Origin of the sequence: Faecalicatena contorta, from assembly GCF_003149105.1 — a bacterium.
In the GTDB taxonomy this organism is placed as follows: Bacteria; Bacillota; Clostridia; order Lachnospirales; family Lachnospiraceae; genus Muricomes; species Muricomes contortus_C.
In genome coordinates, this window is the sequence record NZ_QGDS01000012.1 from 1 (window position 1) to 17,880 (window position 17,880).

The 17,880-nt window shown below is 44.5% G+C and carries 14 protein-coding genes; 10 read left to right on the plus strand and 4 right to left on the minus strand.

What is annotated here, in order from left to right; translation table 11 throughout:
• The first annotated feature begins 76 nt into the window (after window positions 1–76).
• A complete protein-coding gene (locus A8805_RS16355) occupies window positions 77–283 on the plus strand; it encodes a hypothetical protein (RefSeq protein WP_242992448.1) in 207 nt (68 codons plus the stop codon).
• A 135-nt stretch (window positions 284–418) separates the two neighbouring features.
• A complete protein-coding gene (gene ltrA / locus A8805_RS16360) occupies window positions 419–1,816 on the plus strand; it encodes a group II intron reverse transcriptase/maturase (protein ID WP_109713116.1) in 1,398 nt (465 codons plus the stop codon).
• An 82-nt stretch (window positions 1,817–1,898) separates the two neighbouring features.
• Here ltrA and A8805_RS16365 read toward each other — a convergent pair whose 3' ends face one another.
• Both A8805_RS16365 and A8805_RS16370 read right to left on the minus strand, forming a co-directional pair.
• Entirely contained in the window at window positions 1,899–2,273 is a 375-nt protein-coding gene (locus A8805_RS16365) for a helix-turn-helix transcriptional regulator (RefSeq protein WP_109713118.1), read from the minus strand.
• Window positions 2,274–2,389: 116 nt separating this feature from the next.
• On the minus strand, window positions 2,390–2,836 hold the full coding sequence (locus A8805_RS16370) for a CYTH domain-containing protein (protein ID WP_109713120.1): 447 nt from the start codon (window positions 2,834–2,836) through the stop codon (window positions 2,390–2,392).
• Window positions 2,837–2,971: 135 nt separating this feature from the next.
• Between A8805_RS16370 and A8805_RS16375 the strand changes: the two genes are divergently transcribed.
• The 7 genes from A8805_RS16375 to ytvI all read left to right on the plus strand — a co-directional run bounded on the left by A8805_RS16375 (window position 2,972) and on the right by ytvI (window position 11,196).
• The gene (locus A8805_RS16375) at window positions 2,972–3,520 is read left to right on the plus strand and encodes a DJ-1 family glyoxalase III (RefSeq protein WP_109713122.1); all 549 of its coding nucleotides are present in this window, start codon (window positions 2,972–2,974) and stop codon (window positions 3,518–3,520) included.
• Between the two features lie 111 nt (window positions 3,521–3,631).
• Window positions 3,632–4,918 carry a trigger factor gene (tig, locus tag A8805_RS16380; RefSeq protein WP_109713124.1) on the plus strand — a complete coding sequence of 429 codons (1,287 nt, stop codon included), beginning with the start codon at window positions 3,632–3,634 and terminating at the stop codon, window positions 4,916–4,918.
• Window positions 4,919–4,933: 15 nt separating this feature from the next.
• Window positions 4,934–5,515 (plus strand): ATP-dependent Clp endopeptidase proteolytic subunit ClpP, encoded by a 582-nt coding sequence (gene clpP / locus A8805_RS16385; protein WP_109713126.1) that lies wholly within the window; start codon window positions 4,934–4,936, stop codon window positions 5,513–5,515.
• A 24-nt stretch (window positions 5,516–5,539) separates the two neighbouring features.
• The gene (gene clpX / locus A8805_RS16390) at window positions 5,540–6,811 is read left to right on the plus strand and encodes an ATP-dependent Clp protease ATP-binding subunit ClpX (RefSeq protein ID WP_109713128.1); all 1,272 of its coding nucleotides are present in this window, start codon (window positions 5,540–5,542) and stop codon (window positions 6,809–6,811) included.
• 290 nt (window positions 6,812–7,101) lie between these two features.
• On the plus strand, window positions 7,102–9,441 hold the full coding sequence (gene lon / locus A8805_RS16395; RefSeq protein ID WP_109713130.1) for an endopeptidase La: 2,340 nt from the start codon (window positions 7,102–7,104) through the stop codon (window positions 9,439–9,441).
• Between the two features lie 13 nt (window positions 9,442–9,454).
• Window positions 9,455–10,057 carry a ribosome biogenesis GTP-binding protein YihA/YsxC gene (yihA, locus tag A8805_RS16400; protein WP_109713132.1) on the plus strand — a complete coding sequence of 201 codons (603 nt, stop codon included), beginning with the start codon at window positions 9,455–9,457 and terminating at the stop codon, window positions 10,055–10,057.
• A gap of 2 nt (window positions 10,058–10,059) precedes the next feature.
• The gene (gene ytvI, locus A8805_RS16405) at window positions 10,060–11,196 is read left to right on the plus strand and encodes a sporulation integral membrane protein YtvI (protein WP_109713134.1); all 1,137 of its coding nucleotides are present in this window, start codon (window positions 10,060–10,062) and stop codon (window positions 11,194–11,196) included.
• A gap of 114 nt (window positions 11,197–11,310) precedes the next feature.
• On the opposite strand, the gene uvrA is transcribed toward ytvI, so the two are convergent.
• Window positions 11,311–14,166 carry an excinuclease ABC subunit UvrA gene (gene uvrA / locus A8805_RS16410; RefSeq protein ID WP_109713136.1) on the minus strand — a complete coding sequence of 952 codons (2,856 nt, stop codon included), beginning with the start codon at window positions 14,164–14,166 and terminating at the stop codon, window positions 11,311–11,313.
• Window positions 14,167–14,336: 170 nt separating this feature from the next.
• A complete protein-coding gene (uvrB, locus tag A8805_RS16415; protein WP_109713138.1) occupies window positions 14,337–16,325 on the minus strand; it encodes an excinuclease ABC subunit UvrB in 1,989 nt (662 codons plus the stop codon).
• A gap of 427 nt (window positions 16,326–16,752) precedes the next feature.
• On the opposite strand from uvrB, the gene A8805_RS16420 reads away from it, so the two are divergent.
• Window positions 16,753–17,742, plus strand: a complete 990-nt coding sequence (locus A8805_RS16420) for a rod shape-determining protein (RefSeq protein ID WP_109713140.1) — start codon at window positions 16,753–16,755, stop codon at window positions 17,740–17,742.
• Window positions 17,743–17,880 lie beyond the last annotated feature (138 nt).

Consider the following 17,880-nt stretch of genomic DNA (forward strand, 5'->3'; position numbering starts at 1 on the left):
TATAGTGCGCCCGGCGGGCGCACGTTTCAACGGGTGTGAGTCCCGAGTCCGCCTGGTAGTAGGAAGGACATAGCCAATGGCAAGGGTGTTGTGGGTGACTACGAATCTGAAGGAAGCCGGATGGCAAATCTCTGGTCTGACGCACAGAAATCATATCAGGCTAAAATCGGGGGTAAGGCTGCTATACAAGTTGAAGCCCAATAACTACACGGAACCGATTGTGGTAAATATGGCAGATGGATGGAGAGAAGGAACGTGCGAGTACCCGGGGAGATCTGCATGATGCGCTCTGAAAGGAGTAACTATTATCGCAAGGTAATACTGAACATGCAGAAGTCAGCAGAGGTCGTAGTAGTCGAGAGGTGAAGGACCGAATCAATAGGAGTCCCAAGTATAACCGAGAAAGGAGGAATGGCTGATGAAGGCAGAAAACTCTGATAACAGAGACTGTCCGCAAAGAGATAGTGCGGAACATGAAGGGTATGCGGAAGTGCGTAGGTCATTCCGCTCGATATGGAAAGAAAAGGACAGTGCACAGCCAGAACTCTTGGAGAAGATACTGTATAAGGACAACTTAAACAGAGCTTATAAAAGGGTGAAGGCAAGCAAGGGAGCACCGGGAATTGACGGAATAAGCGTTGATGAGATAGGTGCATACCTACGGGATAATCAAGAAACCATTATCGAGAGGATATACAAGGGGAAATATACACCCGACCCGGTAAGGGGCAAAGAAATCCCAAAAGCAGACGGTGGAATGCGAAAGCTTGGTATTCCAACAGTCAAAGACCGTATTTTTCAGCAAGCCATTGCACAACAACTGATGCCGATTTATGAAGCGCAATTCTCGGATGGAAGCTTCGGTTATCGCCCGGGAAGAAATGCGAAAGATGCCATCATTAAGGTGAAGGAGTATGCAGAAGAGGGTTATCGCTATGCAGTATCAATTGACCTCTCGAGGTACTTTGACACCCTGAACCACGAATTATTGCTGAACATTCTTCGGAGAAATGTGAAGGATGAAAGAGTAATACAGTGGATTAAGAGGTACTTGAGGAGTGGTGTCCTGGAAGATGGAGTAGTCGTGGACACAGAGGAAGGTTCACCACAGGGTGGAAATCTGTCTCCACTACTGGCAAATGTTTATCTCAATGAGTTTGACCAAGAATTCCAAAAGAGAGGAGTTCCGTTCGTACGTTATGCAGATGATATCGTTGTGTTGGCAAAGAGCGAAAGAGCCGCAAAGAGACTTTTGGAGACAAGCACGAATTATCTTGAAGGAAAGCTTAAGCTGACCGTAAACAAAGATAAAAGTCGTGTGGTCAGTGTGTTTGCAATCCGAAATTTTAAATTCCTTGGCTTCGCATTGGGAAGGAACGGGGAGGGTATATTTGTCCGAGTTCATCCGAAGTCATGGAAGAAGTTTAAATCCAAGCTGAAAGAGCTTTCTTCCCGAAGGTCTGTTCAGAGCATACGACCGGCATTGGAAAAGATAAAGGTATATGCCAGAGGATGGCTTAACTATTACGGAACTGCAAGGATTAAAAATCCCATTGATGCCATCAACGGGTGGCTTTACCATCGGATTCGTATGTGTATTTGGAAACAATGGAAGAAACCGAAAACCAAGAAACGCAATCTGATGAAGCTTGGCATACCCGAATATTTTGCACACCAGGCGGCCAATAGCCGAAGGAAATACTGGTATGTATCGGGTATGGGTGCGGTCAACAGAGCATTAACAAAAGAAAGACTGATAAACAGTGGCTTTTATGACTTAGCCACAGCCTATCAGTCTGTGCACATCAACTATTGAAAGCGCCGTGTACCGAACGGTACGCACGGTGCTGTGAGAGGACGGCGGTTAGTCACTGCCTCCTACTCGATTAATTCTTCACTTATCTGTTCAGAAGCTTATCTATTATGATTTTATATTCACCATCTATTTTACGATACTTTTTAATGACATCGACTTCCTCTGCTGTAAGATAAAGCATATCGCCGCTCCCTATTTCCATGCCGGGTGCATAGGGGCCTTTTTGCTCTCTTATAATTCCATTTGCAGTGTATGGCTGGTTAACAAGCTGGTCCAATGTGACGCCATAAATTTGTGAAAGTTTAATTAAAAGGTCCAAATCAGGGGTACGCTTACTCGTCTCATAATTGGAATATGCCTGCCTGGAAATGTTAAGCATTTTGCCTAATGTTTCTTGTGTATAATTATGTGCTTTTCTCAGGATGTATAAGTTTTCTACTAGTTGTATATTAGACAATGCCGCACCTCCATTCACAGGAATTGAAAATTCTTCATAGATTATAGCAATTTTCCCTGTAAATAGATATGTATGACACGAAACGTAGATTTGTGATTAATTGCAACAACAAGTTGCTATTTGCTGAGTGTACTGTTATGATATTGGGAGGAAAATGTGACATCTTCTCCAAACCATGCAGGCGGTTTAAACGTGTTTGCAGACTCCTCATCAGGAAACTCGACTTCTGCTAGAATCAGGGGCGCAAGGTCTTCCAGAAAAATATCCAGTTCAATTGTTAGGTTTCCCTCTAATGGGAGCATATAACGGGTCTTCTGAATTAATCTTCCGTCAATTTTAGACCTCAGATGTGCATAAGACTCGGCTGTGAGAGGAAGGTTGTATTCTTCTCTTACCATAAGCCCTTTCGATTTATAGGTCAGGAAATATTCTTCCTGGTCTCTGCGGATACGGACAACAGGCTCTGTGCAGAGATAGCCTTGTTCTATATGGCGGCTGGGATAAGAATGAAGATCAGCCGGCAGGTTTTTTCTGTCTATCAGATATTTGCGTTCAATTTCCATAAAGAAACTCCTTTTTGCTTTTTGTTTATCATAGTACGGTATGTATGAAATGTAAACCATTGCATTTTTAAATATCATTTGCTACACTGAGGACATGTAAAAATGCGGATGTAAAACTTGAAGGAGGAAAGGAATATGAAGCAGGTCAGTGTGTTTCTGGCAGATGGTTTTGAGGAAATTGAAGGGCTTACAGTTGTGGATTTATTGAGACGGGCAGGTGTGGATACAAGTATGGTATCTATAACGGGAAGGCTGGATATTCATGGCGCCCATGACATTATAGTGAAAGCAGATGTTTTATTTGAAGAGCAGGATTTCTCCGGCATGGATATGCTGGTGCTTCCGGGCGGGATGCCTGGGACTGCCAACCTTCAGGAACATCAGGGACTGAAAAAGCTTCTGGAAGAGCAGTATGCTCAGAAGAAATATATTGCTGCAATTTGTGCTGCGCCAAGTATTTTAGGGGGCCTTGGTTTTCTGGAGGGGCGTACCGCGTGTTCCTATCCGGCCATGGAGGAGAAGCTTACAGGTGCAAGGGTAGTGCAGAGTCCGGTTGCAGTGGACGGACAAATTATTACGAGCCGCGGAGTAGGCACAGCAATTCCTTTTTCTTTGGAATTGATTTCAAAATTATGCGGACTGGAAAAGTCAGAAGAAATAGGAAAGTCAATCGTATTTATATAACAAACTACTGGAAAATTAAAGCTGAATGTGCTATACTGTTTCAATGACTGCGAAAGTTTAGAGAATTTGCATTTGAATTTGAATGGTACGAATCAAGGAGGAAAATAAAAAATGAGTTTACAGGTAGAAAATTTAGAACATAACATGGTGAAGCTGACGATCGAGGTTCCAGCAGAGGATGTGGAGAAGGCACTTCAGGCTTCCTATTTAAAACAGCGTAAGCAGATGAACCTGCCAGGTTTCCGCAAAGGGAAAGTACCGAGACAGATGATTGAAAAGATGTATGGACCAGAAGTGTTCTATGATGAAGCAGCAAACCAGATAATTCCGGAAGCATATAGTAAAGCATATGACGAGTGTGAACTGGAACTTGTTTCTCAGCCGCAGATTGATGTTGTTCAGATGGAAAAGGGAAAACCTTTCATTTTTACAGCAGAGGTTGCAGTGAAGCCGGAAGTTACTCTTGGTGAATATAAAGGACTGAAGGTAGACAAAGGCTCTACCAGAGTTACAGCAAAAGAGATTGACGAAGAAATCGACAAAGAACGTGAAAAGAGTGCGAGAACGGTCGATGTAACAGATCGTGCGGTTCAGGACAAAGATCAGGTAGTACTGGATTTTGAAGGTTTTGTAGACGGAGAAGCATTTGAAGGCGGCAAGGGTGAGAACTATCCGCTTACGATTGGTTCCGGTTCATTTATTCCAGGCTTTGAAGAGCAGTTGATTGGCGCTGAAATTGGCAAAGAACTGGATGTGAAGGTTACTTTCCCGGAAGAATATCAGGCGGTAGAACTGGCTGGCAAGGATGCTGTATTTAAATGCACAGTACATGAGATTAAGGCAAAAGAGCTTCCAGAACTTGACGATGAATTTGCTTCAGAAGTGTCTGAGTGCGAAACTTTAGAAGCTTACAAAGCAGAAGTAAAGAAAAACATTAAAGAGCGTAAAGAGCGTGAAGCGAAAGAAAAGAAAGAAAACCAGGCAGTAGAGCAGGCAGTAGAGAATGCCCAGATGGATATTCCACAGGCTATGATTGATATGCAGGTAAAGCAGATGAGAGATGATTTTGCACGCCGTATCCAGCAGCAGGGACTGTCTATGGAGCAGTACTTCCAGTTTACCGGAATGACAGCGGAGAAGATGGAAGAAGAAATGAGACCCCAGGCTGACAAGCAGATTAAGACCAGACTGGTTTTAGAGGCTGTTGTAAAAGCTGAAAATATTGAGGTTTCTGATGAACGTCTGGATGAAGAATTACAGAAGATGGCAGAAGCATATCAGATGGAAGTGGATAAGTTAAAAGAATTCATGGGTGATAACGAGAAGAAACAAATCAAGCAGGATATTGCTGTACAGGAAGCAGTTACAGTGCTTGCCGATGCGGCAGTTGAGGAATAATCAGGAGGGACATGAATGAGTTTAGTACCTTACGTCATTGAACAGACGAGTCGTGGGGAACGCTCCTACGACATTTATTCAAGGTTATTAAAAGAAAGAATTATTTTTCTGGGAGAAGATGTAAATGATGTGTCAGCAAGTGTGATTGTAGCACAGCTGCTTTTCCTGGAGGCAGATGACCCGGATAAAGATATACAGTTATATATTAATAGTCCGGGAGGTTCTGTGACGGCCGGACTGGCGATTTATGATACAATGCAGTACATTAAATGCGATGTTTCTACTGTGTGTATTGGCATGGCTGCAAGTATGGGGGCATTTTTGCTTTCAGGCGGAAAGAAGGGAAAGCGTTTTGCACTCCCTAATGCAGAAATTATGATTCATCAGCCTTCAGGCGGGACGCAGGGACAGGCAACGGAAATCCAGATTGCGGCCGAACACATTTTGAAGACCCGTCAGAAATTAAACCAGATTATGGCTGAGAATACCGGACAGGACCTGGAAGTTATCAAAAGAGATACCGAGAGAGATAACTTCATGTCTGCCCAGGAAGCAAAGGAATATGGATTAATAGATGAGGTAATTGCCAGACACTAATGGCAACGTGAGGTGAAGAGCATTATGGCAGGAAGAGTAAGTGATGATACAGTGAGATGTTCCTTCTGTAATAAGACACAGGCACAAGTGCGCAAGCTGATAGCAGGCCCCAATGGGGCATATATCTGTGATGAGTGCATTGATGTGTGCGCGGAAATTATTGAAGAAGAGTTCGAATACGACGAAGGAAAAAAATTTGAAGATATTAATCTTCTGACACCGGAAGAAATGAAAGCCTTTTTGGATGAATATGTTATTGGTCAGGAGGAGGCAAAGAAAGTTCTTTCTGTAGCCGTATATAATCACTACAAGCGGATTATGGCAGAGCAGGATTTGGGAGTTGAGCTGCAGAAAAGTAACATATTAATGCTGGGGCCTACCGGCTGCGGTAAGACGCTGCTTGCCCAGACACTTGCGAGAATATTGAATGTACCATTTGCAATTGCAGATGCTACGGCACTAACAGAAGCCGGTTATGTGGGTGAAGATGTGGAAAATATTCTGCTGAAAGTCATTCAGGCTGCGGACGGTGATATTGAGCGTGCAGAACATGGTATTATATATATTGACGAGATTGATAAAATTACAAGAAAATCTGAAAACCCTTCCATTACCCGTGATGTATCAGGTGAAGGGGTACAGCAGGCACTGCTGAAGATTGTAGAAGGTACTGTTGCATCTGTACCTCCTCAGGGAGGCAGAAAGCATCCTCATCAGGAACTGATACAGATCGATACGACGAATATCCTGTTTATCTGCGGGGGTGCCTTCGAAGGAATTGACAAGTTGATTGAGACACGTCTGGATAAGAAATCTATTGGATTTAATGCAGAGATTGCTTCTAAGCAAGAGCGAAATGTGGATGTTCTGCTCCATCAGGTTCTGCCCCAGGATTTGGTGAAGTTTGGACTGATACCGGAGCTGGTCGGGCGTCTGCCGGTCACTGTCTCACTGGAGATGCTGGATAAAGAAGCTTTAATTAGAATTCTGACAGAGCCGAAGAGTGCAATTGTAAAGCAGTATCAAAAGCTGTTAGAGCTGGACGGAGTGAGGCTGGAATTTGATAAGGATGCCCTCTATGAAATTGCGGAGACATCTCTTGCCAGAAAGACAGGGGCAAGAGGTTTGCGGGCGATTATGGAGACGATTATGATGGATACAATGTTTAAAGTTCCGTCTGATGATACAATCAAAGGATGCCGGATAACGAAAGAAGTGGTGAAAGGAACGGGAAGCCCATTGTATGAATGTGATGGGGAAGAACGCAGATCATTCCTGACATCAGAAAGTGCATAGACCGAAAGCAACTTGGTGAGGTATTGTCGAGCCTAGTGCGAGGTCGTTCTTTGAGCTTGGCGAGGTGTTTTCGAGCTTAGGGAAAAGAACTTCATGAGAGATTAGGGCGGGTGCAATGGGAAAACCATGTATCCGCTTTTTTACTTTATAGGATGCGCATCCTATAAAGTAAAAAGCCCTCCGGGCGGGATGCGCACTGGGCTGTATAAGGAAGCTGCCGCTGTGCGGCCAACCCAGGCGCGAGTTTCGCGAGCGAAACTCTATTTTGTATAATAGGAAAAGGAGACAATATGAAAAGTGAGACGCAGAGCCTTCCTATGGTGGCACTTAGGGGCATGACGATTATGCCGGAGATGATTGTACATTTTGATGTGAGCCGCCAGCAGTCCATAGCAGCGGTTCAGGAAGCTATGGTAGAAGATCAGAAGATTTTTATGATAACCCAGAGAGAGACGGAGACAGAGAAGCCCGGCCAGGAGGATTTGTTTGAAGTAGGGACTATAGGAACAATTAAACAGATTATTAAGCTTCCCAGACAAATTGTACGGGTTCTTGTAGCAGGAGAGACAAGGGGGGTACTTGAAAGAATCGAGTATGAGGAACCTTATCTGCGTGCTGAGGTGGAAGTAGTTGATGATGATCATGCTACGATTCCTGAGGATTTGAATGGAAAGGCCATGGAGCGCGGACTAAAGGACATGTTCGTAGATTTTGCTGCCAAAAATGGAAAGTTGTCTAAAGAGGCAGTTGCCCAGATATTAGAAGTAAAAGGTCTGAAAAAGCTTGTAGATGAGATTGCAGCAAATATACCTTTGTTCTATACGGATTTGCAGGAAATTCTAAATGAGACAGATTTTTGGAAGAGATATGAAGTACTTGCCTTTAAGCTGGTGAATGAAGTACAGATTATGGATATTAAAGAAGAAATCCAGCTAAAGGTAAAGGAACGGGTGGATAAGCACCAGAAAGAATATATTCTTCGAGAGCAGTTAAAACTAATCCGGGAAGAGCTGGGGGATGATACTACAATTTCTGATGCAGATGAATTTGAGAAAGCTGCAAAAGCATTAAAAGCACCCAAAGAAGTGAAAGAAAAGCTGGCGAAGGAAATCAAACGCTTCAAGAGCTCACCGGGCAGCCCTGCGGAGAGCGGCGTCATTCGTACTTATATTGAGACGCTTTTGGAAATGCCCTGGAATAAGGCAGCAAAGGACAGCAATGACCTTGTATACGCCCAGGAAATCCTGGATGCAGATCATTATGGACTGGAGCAGGTTAAGGAGAGGGTGTTAGAATTCCTGGCCGTCCGCTCTTTGACGAAAAAAGGAGAAAGCCCTATTTTATGTATTGTAGGCCCTCCTGGAACAGGAAAGACATCCATTGCCAGATCCCTTGCAACAGCGCTGAAGAAGCCCTATGTTAGAATTTCCCTTGGAGGAGTCCGGGATGAGGCAGAAATCCGCGGACACAGAAAAACTTATGTGGGGGCAATGCCGGGAAGAATTGCAAATGCCATGAAAATGGCAGGTGTGAGAAATCCGGTGATGCTTTTGGATGAGATTGATAAAGTAAGTACAGATTATAAGGGGGATACATTTTCTGCTCTTTTAGAGGTATTGGACAGCGAGCAGAACAGCAAGTTCCGTGATCACTATCTGGAAGTACCTCTGGATTTGTCGGAAGTATTGTTTATAACAACGGCAAATACACTTCAAACTATACCAAGGCCCCTCCTGGATCGTATGGAGGTGATTGAAGTCAGCAGCTATACTGAAAATGAAAAGCTTCATATTGCTGTGGAACACCTGATTCCAAAGCAGATTCAGAAGCATGGACTCAAGGAAGAGCAGTTATCCTTCAGTAAACAGGCAATAGGGAAGATAGTTCGGAACTATACGAAGGAAGCCGGAGTCAGACAGCTGGAAAGAAAGATTGGGGATATTTGCAGAAAAGCGGCTAAAGAGATACTGACAATAAAGAAAAATAGGGTTATAATAACAGAAAAGAACATCCATAAATATCTCGGCAAAGAGAAGTACACTTATCAGATGGCGAACACATCAGATGAAGTCGGTATTGTACGGGGGCTTGCGTGGACCAGTGTAGGAGGAGATACGCTGCAGATTGAAGTGAACATTATGCCTGGAAAAGGCGATATTATGCTCACTGGGCAGCTCGGTGATGTGATGAAAGAGTCTGCAAGAACCGGAATCAGTTATATACGTTCTGTAAGCCCAAAATATCAGATTGCAGAGGATTTCTTTGAAAAGCACGATATTCACGTGCACATACCGGAAGGAGCAGTGCCAAAGGATGGTCCTTCAGCGGGCATAACTATGGCAACGGCTATGCTGTCCGCCATAACAGGACATAAGGTCAGGGCGGATCTGGCAATGACTGGTGAGGTTACGCTTCGGGGAAGGGTACTTCCTATTGGCGGACTCAAGGAAAAACTGCTTGCTGCTAAAAACGCCGGCATTAAGACCGTGATGATTCCAAAGAAAAATCAGGCAGATGTAGAGGAACTTTCCTCTGAGATCACAAAGGGTCTGGAAATCCTTCCTGTGGAACATATGGATGAAGTATTGAAGACGGCACTTGTAACAGAGACATACACAACGGGAAAGTAAACAGGAGAATTATATGGTAATCAGGAATATTAACTTAGAAACAGTCTGTGGAATCACAAGCATACTTCCAGATAATGATAAACCGGAAATCGCATTTGCCGGCAAATCAAATGTGGGCAAATCCTCTTTAATTAATGCCCTGATGAACCGGAAATCCTATGCCAGGATTTCCGCTACACCAGGGAAAACCCAGACAATCAATTTTTATAATATCAATGAAGAGATGTACCTTGTAGATCTTCCTGGCTATGGATACGCTAAAGTTTCCGAAAAGGAAAAGGCTCAGTGGGGGAAGTTGATTGAACGGTATCTGCATGGTTCCAGGCAGCTCAGGGCAATATTTTTACTGATTGATATCCGGCATGAGCCATCCGCCAATGACAAGATGATGTACCGGTGGATTGTAGACCAGGGATTTAAGCCTGTTATTATAGCTACAAAACTGGACAAACTTAAAAGGAGCCAGGTGCAGAAGCATGTAAAAATGGTCAGAGAGGGCCTGGAGCTGGAAAAAGATTCCGTTGTCATCCCCTTTTCCTCTGCGACAAAGCAGGGAAGGGATGAGATATGGGAGTTTGTAGAGACAGAGTGTCTAGAGAGAACCGAGGTGGATTGACGATGGAGAGCAGACGACGTCCCTATTGGCAGATTGTTGTGAGTCTTATTTTTAGCCTGGCGGCAACAGCCGCCTTTGTAATTATCGGAATAAAAGCTCTGGGCTTTTTGATGCCGTTTGTAATAGGATGGATTATATCTTCCATTGCATCTCCGGTAGTCAACTGGTTGGAGAAGAGGCTGAAGATTGTGAAAAAGCTGGGTTCCGCCCTGATTGTAGTTGTGGTGCTGGTTCTGATTGTAATGCTAATTTATTTTGCGTTCAGCAGGATTACAGCGGAGGTAGGAGACTTGGTTGAGAACTTCCCAGGCTTATATGCCCAGCTTGAAGTCGGGTTAAGGCAGATTGGGAATACGATGTCAGGCGTTTTTTTAAGGCTGCCTGAGGGAGTACAGCATGGATGGAATGCTGTGGTACAGAACCTGGATCAGTCTATGGGGAATCTGGTTACCAGAATCAGCCGTCCTACAATGACAGCAGCCGGAAATTTTGCTAAGAGCCTTCCTTCTTACCTGATTTCTTTTATTGTAGTGATGATGTCAGCTTATTTCTTTACTGTAGAGCGGGACGAGGTGATTCAGTGGCTGAAAAAGGTGTCACCTCCTTCTGTAGCAAAACGAATGGATCTGGTTATGGATAACCTGAGATATGCGGTAGGAGGATACTTCAAGGCACAGTTTAAAATTATGGCAATTGTGTTTGTTATCTTATTTGCCGGTTTTGCAGTACTGGGAGTGCATTATTCTGTATTGATCGCATTTTTGATTGCATTCCTGGATTTTCTTCCATTCTTTGGGACGGGCACTGCAATGATACCCTGGGCTCTTTATACAGGGCTTATGGGAGATTATAAAATGACAGTTTCCCTTATTATTATTTATATTGTGACACAGTTGGTACGCCAGCTGCTCCAGCCAAAGCTGGTTGGGGACAGTATGGGTATGAATCCGCTGGTAACATTGCTTCTGCTTTATATAGGTTACAAGGTGAGCAGCGTAATCGGAATGATTTTGGCGGTGCCGATAGGATTGGTTCTGATCAATATGATTCGGGCAGGCGCTTTTGATTACATCCTGGATGATGTGAGACTTTTGGTGGAGGGCATTCTGGGATTGAGGGAAGAATCGGACAAAAAGTAAAATATCGGAAATGTGAGAGAAAAAGATAGAGAGGAAATCCGGGGAGCGCTTTCCAGCAAGCGCTCCCCGGATTTCCTCTCTAATGTTTTATAACAGGACTTCAGATTTTCTCTCTTATTGATTCCGGTTTTTACGGAGGATTGCATTGATATATTCTCCCGTATAGGAGTTTGGATTTTCCGCCACTTCTTCCGGGGTTCCGGCAGCGACAATGGTTCCTCCCTTGTCGCCCCCTTCGGGGCCTATGTCTATAATGTAGTCAGCAGTTTTTATAACGTCCAGGTTGTGCTCAATTACAATAACCGTATTTCCGTCTCCTGAAAGACGGCGCAGAATCTCTGTCAGTTTATGGACATCTGCAAAATGAAGCCCCGTTGTAGGCTCATCCAGAATGTAAACGGTTTTTCCTGTACTGCGCCTGCTTAGTTCGGATGCCAGCTTTATTCTTTGAGCTTCACCGCCGGACAATTCTGTAGAAGGCTGACCCAGACGGATATAGGAAAGACCTACATCATTTAAAGTCTCCATTTTCCTTCGGATACTGGGAACATGCTCAAAAAACTGGAAAGCTTCTTCTACAGTCATATTCAGGATATCATAGATGTTCTTCCCCTTATACTTGACCTCCAGAGTTTCTCTGTTGTAGCGTTTTCCCCCGCAGACCTCACAGGGAACATATACGTCCGGCAGGAAATGCATCTCAATTTTTAGAATTCCGTCACCGCTGCAGGCTTCGCAGCGTCCTCCCTTAACGTTAAAGCTAAACCTTCCTTTTTTGTATCCCCTGGATTTTGCATCAGGAGTCGCAGCAAATAAATCCCGGATTAAATCAAATACACCTGTATAGGTTGCAGGATTGGAGCGGGGAGTACGTCCTATGGGAGACTGGTCTATGGCAATGACCTTGTCCAGCTGGTCCAGTCCCTCGATTCTCCTATGCTTTCCGGGAATGGTTCTTGCGCGGTTCAATTCTTTTGCCAGTTTTTTATAGAGAATTTCATTGACCAGAGAACTTTTTCCTGAGCCGGATACCCCAGTCACGCAGGTCATGATTCCCAGAGGAATGTCCACATCAATATTTTTCAGATTGTTTTCACTGGCTCCAATTACCTTGAGAAAGCCAGTCGGCTTTTCACGGTTCTCAGGAACCGGAATCTGAGTTTTTCCGCTCAGATATGCGCCGGTAACGGAGTTCTTATTTTTCATGATTTCTTTAGCTGTACCTATGGCAACGACCTCGCCGCCGTACTCTCCGGCACCGGGCCCAATGTCAACCACACAGTCCGCCGCAAGCATCGTATCTTCATCGTGTTCTACGACAATTAGTGAATTTCCAAGGTCGCGAAGGTGCTTTAAGGTCACAAGAAGCTTATCATTATCTCTCTGGTGCAAACCGATGCTTGGTTCATCCAGAATATATGCGACACCAACCAGCCCGGAGCCGATCTGTGTAGCCAGCCGGATACGTTGTGCTTCCCCTCCTGATAGGGATGCAGCGGCTCTTGCCAGGGTCAGATAATTCAGTCCTACATCCATCAGAAATTGAATACGGGCGGTAATTTCTTTCAAGATCTGTCCGCCTATCATCTGCTGGGTCTCTGTCAGTTGAAGTTCTTTTAAAAACTTTTGGAACTTTGCAATAGACATGGAGGTAGACTCCGCTATATTTTTTTCGCCGATGGTAACTGCCAGGGCTCCCTTTTTCAGTCTCTGCCCTCCGCATTCAGGACAGGGGGTAATATTCATAAAGCTCTCATATTCAGCTTTCATAGTCTCGGAACCAGTCTCACGGTAACGCCTCTCCACATTTTTAACCAGTCCTTCAAATACAACGTCATAAACTCCTTCCCCACGGTGTCCTTTATAGTAAACTTTTATGGATTTCCCATTTGTACCATGGATAATGACATCATGTATTTCCTTCGGATACTGCTCAAAAGGGGTATCCAGATCAAAGTGATACTCTTGGCACAGTGCGTCCAGGATTGCCCTGGTAAAGCTGGATTTATCTGTACAGGACTGCCAGCCGGTTACGACAATTGCACCTTTGCTAATACTAAGAGATGGGTCCGGTATCATCAGGTCTTCAGAAAACTTCATCTTATATCCAAGTCCGAAACACTCCGGACACGCACCGAAGGGATTATTGAAGGAAAAGCTTCTGGGCTCAATCTCCTCAATGCTGATACCGCAGTCCGGGCATGCGAAGGTCTGGCTGAAATTCATCGGTTCCCCGCCGATAATGTCCACAATAAGCAAACCCTCTGCCAAAGTAAGTACGCTTTCCACGGAGTCCGTCAGACGTTTCTCTATTCCTGGTTTCACGATGAGACGGTCTACAATGATTTCAATATTATGCTTGATGTTCTTTTCCAGAGTGATTTCCTCGGATAATTCATATAGATTACCGTCAATTCTCACCCTTACATAACCACTTCGCTTGGCTCTCTCCAGCAGCTTGACATGAGTTCCTTTTCTTCCCCTGACAACAGGTGCCAGAAGTTGGATTTTGGTGCCCTCAGGAAGATTCATTACCTGATCCACCATTTGATCTACGGTCTGTTTCATAATCTCTTTCCCACAGCTGGGGCAGTGGGGAATTCCGATTCTGGCGTAGAGCAGGCGGAGGTAGTCATAAATTTCTGTCACGGTCCCCACAGTAGAACGGGGGTTGTGGTTTGTGGATTTCTGATCAATTGAAATTGCCGGAGAAAGTCCCTCTATGCTTTCTACATTCGGCTTTTCCATCTGTCCCAGGAATTGTCTTGCATAGGAGGATAAAGACTCCATATATCTCCTCTGTCCTTCTGCATAAATGGTATCAAAGGCAAGAGAAGACTTTCCGGAGCCACTCAGCCCTGTTAGTACTACAAGCTCATTCCTGGGGATATCCAGGCTGATATTTTTTAAGTTATTTTCATTTGCGCCTCGTATTTTAATGTACGTTCTGGCGTCCATTTTTTTTCCCATTTCTGTTCCTTCCTGTTTCCTGTTCAGGCCGTACCGTGCACCACGCTGCACGGCATCGGAGCCATTAAAGTATCAGCTTCAGGACATCCAGCCCCTCGCCATAGGCGACTTAAATGGGCTGGATATCGTTACAGTGCGCACCCGTCGGGTGTGAACTGTAACCCTTCCTGTCAGCTGTCTATATTATTCAAGGTCTTTTTTAATTCTACAAGTTTATCTCTAAGTTCTGCAGCGGATTCGAAATCCAGTTCCGCGGCCGCCTTCTTCATTTGCTTTGATAAATCGGCAATTAATTTCTCCAGTTCTTTTTTACTCATAGATTCCGGATCTTTTTCCAGCTTCAGCTCCTGAGCAGCGACCTTTTTGGAAATACTGATTAAATCACGGACAGCCTTTTGGATTGTCTGAGGTGTAATACCATGTTCTTCATTATACTTCATCTGGATTGTACGGCGTCTCTGTGTTTCTTCCATTGCGGTTCTCATGGATTCTGTGACGATGTCTGCATACATAATAACATGACCGTCTGCATTTCTTGCAGCACGTCCTATCGTTTGAATCAGCGAGGTTGCTGAACGGAGAAATCCCTCTTTATCAGCATCCAGAATAGCTACCAGTGTAATCTCAGGGATATCCAGTCCTTCACGCAGAAGGTTGATTCCCACCAGGACATCAAATACATCCAGGCGCATATCCCGGATAATCTCGGTCCGCTCAAGGGTATCCACGTCAGAGTGCAGATACTTTACCCGTATTCCGACTTCACGCATGTAGTCTGTTAAATCCTCAGCCATCCTTTTTGTGAGCGTGGTAACAAGCACTTTGTTTTTCTTTGAAACTTCCCGGTTTACCTCTCCTATCAGGTCATCAATCTGTCCTTCCACAGGACGGACTTCCACCTGGGGATCCAGAAGACCTGTGGGGCGGATTACCTGTTCGGCCCTCAGAAGTTCATGTGCTTCCTCATAGGGACCCGGGGTTGCAGAGACAAACAGAACCTGATTTATCTTACTTTCGAATTCTTCGAAATTCAGTGGACGGTTATCCTTTGCCGAGGGCAGACGGAACCCGTATTCCACAAGAGTTGTCTTACGTGACTGGTCGCCTGCGTACATTCCGCCGATTTGAGGAATCGTCTTGTGAGACTCATCAATCATAATAATAAAATCATCGGGGAAATAATCAATAAGGGTGTAGGGAGGCTGTCCCGGAGCAAGTCCTGCCATATGGCGGGAATAGTTCTCGATTCCGGAGCAGAATCCTGTTTCCTTGAGCATTTCGATGTCAAAATTCGTGCGCTCTGCAATTCTCTGTGCTTCCAGCAGCTTGTCCTGGCGCTTGAACTCCTTTACCCGTTCTTCCAGCTCTTCCTCAATAGCGGTCACAGCCCTCACAATATTTTCTTTATCTACCACATAGTGTGAGGCGGGAAATATGGCAGCATGTTTCAGTTCATCCTTAATCTCTCCGGTCAGGATATCAATTTCAGTAATTCGCTCTACCTCATCACCAAACCATTCAATGCGGATTGCTGTATCGGCAGAATTGGCAGGGATCACTTCCAGTACATCACCGCGTACACGAAAGGTTCCTCTATGAAAATCCATCTCATTTCTATCGTATTGAATCTCAATCAGCTTTGCCATCACTTCATCCCTGTCCCGAATCATACCCGGACGGAGAGAAACCACCATGTTTTGGTAATCCATCGGGCTTCCAAGGCCATAAATGCAGGAAACACTGGCTATGATAATGGTATCTCTTCGTTCTGCCAGTGCCATAGTGGCAGACAGACGGAGTTTGTCAATCTCATCGTTGATAGCAGAATCCTTGGCAATGTAAGTATCAGATGAGGGGACATAAGCCTCAGGCTGATAGTAGTCATAATAGCTGACAAAATATTCTACTGCGTTATGGGGGAAGAACTCTTTAAATTCTCCATATAATTGTGCCGCTAATGTCTTATTATGGGCTATAATAAGAGTAGGCTTGTTCAACTGCCGGATAACATTGGCCATGGTAAATGTCTTGCCTGAGCCGGTAACACCCAGCAGAGTCTGGCACTGGTTGCCTTCCTGAAAACCCTTCACCAGTTCAGTAATTGCCTGAGGCTGGTCACCGGTAGGGGAATATTCAGATATTAATTCAAAATGATCCATGAAAGCTCCTCCTTTATGAACTCATTTGTAAGCGTAAAAACTTTTGTACTAGATTTGATTATAGCAGAATATATTAAAAAAGTACAGTAAAAAATCGAATGTCTGTTCTGTGTTTTGCATATCATAAGGCATCGCTGTCCGGGTGGGTATAAAAATACTGCCGTTGGTGCCATACTAATATCATCTATGTTAAAAAAACGAATTTTGTAAAAACCATTTTCCTAATCATTAAGAAAAACTAAAAATATGAAAAAAGGGTTTCCATTTTGGGGAAATTTTATTATACTATTGGTGCAACTTTGGAAAAGCTGTGTTAGCAAAACGAATAAACAATACTATACATCTGGAAAATTTCTGCGGTTGGCAGTGAAATACAAATGAGCAGCGAAAAGAGTAATAAGGGTTTGTAATGGAAGGGAGAGTTAAAATGTCTGTAGATATCGGAATAGATTTAGGGACAGCCAGTGTGCTTGTGTATGTAAAGGGGAAGGGTGTTGTACTGAAAGAACCATCAGTGGTGGCATTTGACAGGGATACAAATGTAATCAAGGCAATCGGAGAGGAAGCCCGCCTGATGTTGGGGAGAACACCAGGGAATATTGTGGCCGTACGTCCGCTCCGCCAAGGGGTTATATCTGACTATACTGTGACGGAAAAGATGATTAAATACTTTGTACAGAAATCTTTGGGCAGGAGAACATTTAAAAAACCGCGCATCAGTATCTGCGTGCCAAGCGGGGTTACTGAGGTAGAAAGAAAGGCGGTAGAAGAGGCTACTTTTGCAGCAGGGGCAAGAGAGGTACATCTTATAGAAGAGCCGGTAGCGGCGGCTATCGGGGCTGGAATTGATATTTCAAAGCCTTGTGGAAATATGATTGTAGATATCGGAGGAGGTACGGCAGATATTGCAGTAATTTCTTTGGGAGGAACTGTAGTGAATACCTCCATTAAAATTGCCGGTGACGATTTTGACGAAGCAATTGTCCGCTACATGCGCAAGAAACATAATCTATTGATAGGAGAGCGGACTGCAGAAGATATTAAGATCAAAATAGGGACAACATATCCTCTTGTAGAAGAGGAAAAGATTGAAGTCAGAGGCCGGAATCTTGTGACAGGGCTTCCTAAAACGGTTACGGTAACCTCTTCCGAGACGGAGGAGGCGCTTCGTGAGGCCGCAGGGCAGATTGTGGAGACAGTGATTGCGGTACTGGAACAGACCCCTCCGGAGTTATCTGCGGACATCCTGGACCGGGGGATTGTTCTGACAGGGGGAGGCTCTATGCTTCGAGGCCTGGAAGAATTGATAGAAGAGAAAACAGGGATTCATACGATGACTGCGGAAGATCCCATGAAGGTTGTGGCAATCGGGACCGGGCAGTTTGTGGAGTTTATGAGCGGCAGAAGCGATTTCTAAGGAAGAATGTCGGGATGGGACAGGCTACTTCAAAAGGTGTGGAAGATGATGCCGGAAGAAGTCTGTCTTAACTTATGTATAGAGTATATCTGTTCAGAACCATGAACAGATACACCGCAAGCCCATGAAAATCGCCTT

Coding starts and splice junctions, on each gene's coding strand:
- A8805_RS16355 (WP_242992448.1), top strand. CDS start 77: ATGGCAAGGGTGTTGTGGGTGACTACGAATCTGAAGGAAGCCGGATGG.
- uvrB (WP_109713138.1), bottom strand. CDS start 16,325: ATGGATCATTTTGAATTAATATCTGAATATTCCCCTACCGGTGACCAG.
- clpX (WP_109713128.1), top strand. CDS start 5,540: ATGGCAGGAAGAGTAAGTGATGATACAGTGAGATGTTCCTTCTGTAAT.
- lon (WP_109713130.1), top strand. CDS start 7,102: ATGAAAAGTGAGACGCAGAGCCTTCCTATGGTGGCACTTAGGGGCATG.
- uvrA (WP_109713136.1), bottom strand. CDS start 14,166: ATGGGAAAAAAAATGGACGCCAGAACGTACATTAAAATACGAGGCGCA.
- A8805_RS16420 (WP_109713140.1), top strand. CDS start 16,753: ATGTCTGTAGATATCGGAATAGATTTAGGGACAGCCAGTGTGCTTGTG.
- ltrA (WP_109713116.1), top strand. CDS start 419: ATGAAGGCAGAAAACTCTGATAACAGAGACTGTCCGCAAAGAGATAGT.
- A8805_RS16375 (WP_109713122.1), top strand. CDS start 2,972: ATGAAGCAGGTCAGTGTGTTTCTGGCAGATGGTTTTGAGGAAATTGAA.
- yihA (WP_109713132.1), top strand. CDS start 9,455: ATGGTAATCAGGAATATTAACTTAGAAACAGTCTGTGGAATCACAAGC.
- tig (WP_109713124.1), top strand. CDS start 3,632: ATGAGTTTACAGGTAGAAAATTTAGAACATAACATGGTGAAGCTGACG.
- A8805_RS16370 (WP_109713120.1), bottom strand. CDS start 2,836: ATGGAAATTGAACGCAAATATCTGATAGACAGAAAAAACCTGCCGGCT.
- ytvI (WP_109713134.1), top strand. CDS start 10,060: ATGGAGAGCAGACGACGTCCCTATTGGCAGATTGTTGTGAGTCTTATT.
- clpP (WP_109713126.1), top strand. CDS start 4,934: ATGAGTTTAGTACCTTACGTCATTGAACAGACGAGTCGTGGGGAACGC.